Genomic DNA, 5,578 nt, shown 5'->3' on the forward strand with positions numbered 1-5,578 from the left:
CTCCATGGGCGGCGCGGGCGTGGGCGCCACGGCGGCAGGCGCGACGGGTGCGGTGCCCGCAAGCAGGGCCAACTGCTGGGACATCAATTGCATCTGCTGGGCGATCAGCTGGCTCAGCGCATCCCCGCCTGCCAGTGCCCGCATCGGCGCGACCGTCATGGGCGCCGGTGCGGGCGCCAATGTCGCCGGCATCGCGAGGGCCGACGGTGCCGCGAGCACCGCGGGCGCTGCGCTCTGGACGACGGGGGCCGCCGGGGCCGGAGCGGTTTCGGGCGGCAATTGCGCATCCAAGCCCTGGGTCAGGCGATCGAGACTGGCGTATTCGCCCATCAACTGGCGGAAGGTGATGCGCACCGGGAAGGTCTTCTGCAACTGCAGCGCGACCTGGGTCAGCATCAGGCTGTCCAGGCCCAGCTCGATGAAGTTCGCATCGCCGTCCGCGTCGGACAGCTCGAAACCGGCCACGTCCTCGAACACCTCGCGCAACTGCGCGGCAATGCGGGGGCGACGATCGGCAGCGGGCGGTGCGATTTCGGGCACGACGGACATCAGGAACTCCGGGGCCGCACGCGCGGCCAGGCTGGGGTGGGGAATGACGTTGCGGGGCACCGCATGGGCGGCCTCTACCCAATAACGCTTTTTTTCGAACGGATAGGTCGGCAGGCAGAGACGCAGGCGACGGCCCCGTCGATCCAGGGCCTCGGCATGCACGTCGACGCCCTGCGACCACAGCTGCCCGAAGGCGTTCAGCAAGGCCGCATGTTCGCCCTCCACGTTGTCCGCCAGCGAGGCAACGGCGGCAATGCGGTGCTTCTGCAGCAGGGGTTGCTGGCGCGATAGCGTGGCGAGGGTGTTGCGCGGGCCGATCTCCAGCAGCACGCGACCAGGACGCTCCAGGACGTGGGCGACGGCAGAGGAGAAGCGCACGGGCTCGCGCAGATGGCGTGCCCAGTATTCCGGCGACACCGCCTGCGCGTCCGCCAGCCATTCGCCGCTTGCGGTCGACAGGATGGGCAGCGACGGCGCGTGGCGCACCAGCGCCTCCACTTCCGCGCGGAATGCCGGCACCACGGCGTCCATCATCGCGGAGTGGAACGCGTGGGATGTCTTCAGCGCGCGGCAGGCCACGCCCTCCCCCTCCAGCTGCTGCTGGAAGGCGGCGATCGCCTCGTGCGGCCCCGCCACCACGCAGGCGCCCGGTGCATTCTCCGCCGCCAGCGACAGCGCATCTGGCAGGCGCGCCTGCAGCGCATCGAGCGGCAGGCGYACGGACAGCATCGCGCCCGCGGGCTGCGCCTGCATCAGGCGGCCGCGGCGCGCGACCAGCCGCAACGCATCCGGCAGCGAGAACACGCCCGCCAGTGTCGCGGCGACGAATTCGCCGACGCTGTGGCCGACCATGGCCGTGGGCACTACGCCATGCGACATCCACCAGCGCGCCAGTGCGTATTCGATGSYGAAGATCGCGGGCTGCRTGAYGGCGGTGGGCAGCAAAGCGTCGGCATCGTCTCCGAACACCAGCGCGCGCAGGTCTTGGCCCAGTTCGACATCGAGCACCTGCGCGCAGTCGTCGAACGCGGCGCGGAAGGCCGGTTCGGCGGCGTAAAGCGCCCTTCCCATGCCGGCGTACTGGCAGCCCTGCCCGGGGAACATGAAGACGACATCCGCCGCCTGGACAGGCCGCGACTTCGATGCATTGGCCGACACATCGGCGCTGCGCAGCAGCGCGACCGCGTCTGCCGCACTCGCCGCCGCCACGGCGATGCGATGCGGGAACGCCTTGCGACCCACGGCGAGTGTCCATGCCACGTCAGCGACGTTGAGAGCGGGTCCGCGTTCCAGGTGATCCGCGAGCCGGGCGACCGCCTCGCCCAGGGCGACGGGCGTGCGCGCCGACAGCGTGAGCACCTGCGGGCCGTCGCCGGGGTCGGATGGCGCAACCGCGGGCGCTTCCTCCATCACCACGTGCGCATTGGTGCCGCCCACGCCGAAGGAGCTGACCCCCGCGCGCCGCGGTTGGCCCTCGAGCGCATTCCAGGGCGCCAGCTCGCCGCTCACGCGGAATGGCGTGCGCGTGAAGTCGATCACCGGGTTGGCATGGCGGAAGTGCGCGGTCGGCGGCAGGCAACGCTCGCGCAGCGCATAGGCCGTCTTGATGACGCCGGCGGCACCGGCCGCCATCAGCAGGTGGCCGACGTTGCTCTTCACCGAGCCGACCACACAGAAGTCCGTGTCGTCGGTACTCTGGCGGAACGCGCGCGTCAGCCCTTCGATTTCGATGGGGTCGCCCATCGGAGTGGCGGTACCGTGGGCCTCCACGTACCCGATGCTGCGCGCCTCCACGCCTGCATCGGCGTGCGCCATGGCGATCACCGCGGCCTGCCCTTCGCTGCTCGGCGCGGTGAAGCTGGCTTTCTGGCCGCCGTCGTTGTTGACCGCCGCGCCACGCACCACGGCATGGATCGGGTTGCCATCGGCGATGGCATCGGAGAGGCGCTTGAGCAGGACGACGGCCGCCCCGTCGCTGAACACCGTGCCGCTGGCATCGGCATCGAAGCTGCGCGTATGACCGTCGGCGGAGAGCATGCCGCCTTCCTGGTACACGTGTCCGCTGCGCACCGGGCAGGTCACCGCGATGCCGCCTGCCAACGCCATGCTGCAACGCCCCGCACGCAGGCTGTCGATCGCCTGGCTGATGGCGACCAGCGAGGTGGAGCACGCGGTGTGCACGCTGACGGCCGGGCCGGTGAGGTTCAGCTTGTGCGCGACGCGCGTGGCGATGTAGTCCTTCTCGTTGCCGAGCATCACCTGGAACGCGCCGAGCTTGTCGACCAGGTCGGGATGCGCCAGCACGTTGCGCTGGTAATAGCTGGCGTTGTACATGCCGGCGAACACGCCGACCGGCTCCGTCGTCGCATCCGGCACGTGGCCGGCGCGCTCGATGCATTCCCAGCACAGCTCCAGAAAGATCCGCTGCTGCGGATCCATCAGTTCCGCTTCCTTCGGCGAGATGCCGAAGAAGGCGGCGTCGAACTTGTCGACGTCGTCGAACACGCCCCGCGCCGGTACGTACGCCGGGTCGGCACGCTGCGCATCGGGAATCCCGGCATCCAGCTCATCGGCGGCGAAGCGGCTGACGCTGTCGCGACCGGCGCACAGGTTGTCCCAGAACGCTTCGACGGTCGAGGCGCCCGGGAAGCGACCGGCCATCGCCACGATGGCGATCGGCTCGTGGGCGTGCAGGTCGCGCCGGGCAGACATGCGCGCGGCGTCCAGCGGCTGGCGCTGGCCATCCGCCATCGCGGCGGCGAGTTGCGCCGGCGTCGGCGCGCGGAACAGCGCCATGGCGGGCACATCACCCACGCGCTCGCGGCGCGCCGCTTCGAGTACACGGATCGCCAGCAGCGACGTACCCCCGAGGTCGAAGAAGTTGTCGTCGCGCCCCAGGTCTTCCAGGTCGAGCACATCGGCGAAGATGCGGCACAGCGCCGCTTCGGTCGCATCGCGTGGCGCGCTGTACGCCCCGGCCCATTCGGGACGTCCACGACCGGGGCGCGGCAGCTTGTGCCGGTCCAGCTTGCCGTTCGGCGACAGCGGCAGCGCGTCCATCTGCACATACGCCACCGGCACCATGTAGTCAGGTATTGCCTCCACCAGATGCTGCCGCAGGCGCTCCAGGTCGACGGGCGCATCCCGGTCCCGGGGCGCTAGGTAGGCCACCAGGCGCTTGAGGCCGGGCACGTCCTCGCGCGCCAGCACACCCGCTTCGCGCACGCCGGGGAACGCCATCACCTGCGCCTCGATCTCGCCGAGCTCCACGCGGAAACCGCGGATCTTCACCTGGAAGTCCTGCCGCCCCAGGTATTCGACCGTCCCGTCCGGCAGCCAGCGACCGATGTCGCCGGTGCGATACATGCGCGCGCCGGCGCAGTCGACGAACGGATCGGGCAGGAAACGTTCGGCCGTCAGGTCATCGCGATGCAGGTAGCCGCGCGCGACCACCGGACCTGCCAGGTAGAGCTCGCCGACCACACCGAGGGGCAACGGACGGCCCTGCGCGTCGAGCACGTAGATGCGCGCATTGGCGATGGGCCTGCCGATGGTGGGCAGGCGCGGCCAGGCATGCGGATCTTCCGGCAACGTCAGCGCGGTGACCACATGGGTTTCGGTGGGACCGTAGTGGTTGTGCAGGCGGCAGCCCGGCAGCTGTTCGAAGAAACGCACGATCTTCGGTTCGATGCGCAGTTGCTCACCGGCGGTGATCACTTCGCGCAGCGCACACGCGATGCGCTGGCCCTCGGGCAGCGAGGCAAGGTGGCCCTCCAGGCCCTCGGCCAGCATCTGCAGCGCGAAGTACGGCAGGAACATGCGCTCGATGCGCTGTTCGACGATGGTCTCGAACAGCTTGCCCGCGCTCATGCGCGTTTCCTGGTCGATCGTATGGAGCGTCCCGCCGGTCGCCAGGGTGGCGAAGACTTCCTGGAACGCGACATCGAAACCCAGCGCTGCGAACTGCAGGGTACGCAGCGGCGCGTCATTGCCGGGCTCGCGCATCTGCCACTGGATCAGGTTGACCAGCGGCCCGTGCGGCATCGCCACGCCCTTGGGCTTGCCGGTGGAACCGGAGGTATACAGCACGTAGGCCAGATCTTCGGGGCCCACGCCGGCCTCGTCGTCGGCCAGATCGTGCGATGCCATCGACGTGGCAGCCGCATCGGCGTGCTGCATGTCGATGACGACCAGGTGTTCGGGAAGTTCGCCCAGCACGTCACGCGCCTCGCGCTCCATGCCCGGCATCGTCAGCAGCACGCGCGGCGCGCTGTCGGCCACCGTATAGGCCAGGCGGTCGGCGGGATACGTGGGATCCAGCGGCACGTAGGCRCCGCCCGCCTTGAGTACGGCCAGCAGGCCGAGCGCCACCTCGATGCCGCGATCGACGTAGATCGCCACGCGCTCATCCCGTCCCACGCCGTGGTGCTTCAGCATCCGGGCCAGCCGGTTGGCGCGCGCATTGAGTTCGGCGTAGGTCAGGCGCGCATCGCCCTGCACGAGGGCCACGGCGTCCGGGGTCTCCGCCACCCGCGCCTCGAACAGGCGATGTACACCGGCTACCCGGGGGAACGGGTGGGCCGTGTCGTTGCCGAACGCGAGCAGATCGCCTGCCGCGTCCGCAGGCACGATCGCGGCCTCCGACAGGAGCGTATCCGGCGCTGCGGCGAGCGATGCCAGCAGGCACGCCCAATACGACAGCCATTGGCGCAACTGYGCGTCCGTATAGCCACCGTCGTGGTCGTGCAGCACCACGTCGCCGCCGATCAGCTGCAGCACCAGCGGACATGCCGGCGGGTCGGCCGCTTCGCGTACATAACCCGCCCACGGTGCCGCGTCGCTGGCGAAGGCGGCCGTTGCGTCCGGCGCCGGGGCGGCTGACGCATCGAGCGCCGCCACAAGCCGGCCGGTCGCGCTGGCGACTTGCTCGCCGTCCAACGCCAGCGTCCATGCGAGCGCGGGCTTCGTCCCGTCTCGCGACCAGGCCAGCGACACGCATGCCATAGGCTCGACGGTCATCCGTGCGAGC

General features: G+C 70.1%; 1 protein-coding gene. It reads right to left on the reverse strand.

Annotation, left to right across the window (positions count from 1 at the left end):
* On the reverse strand, positions 1-5,544 hold a 5,544-nt coding region (locus AC04L7_RS11525; protein WP_475513044.1), incomplete at its 3' end, for a hybrid non-ribosomal peptide synthetase/type I polyketide synthase.
* Between the last annotated feature and the right edge of the window lie 34 nt (positions 5,545-5,578).

The organism is Pseudoxanthomonas sp. LjRoot204_2, assembly GCF_056175765.1.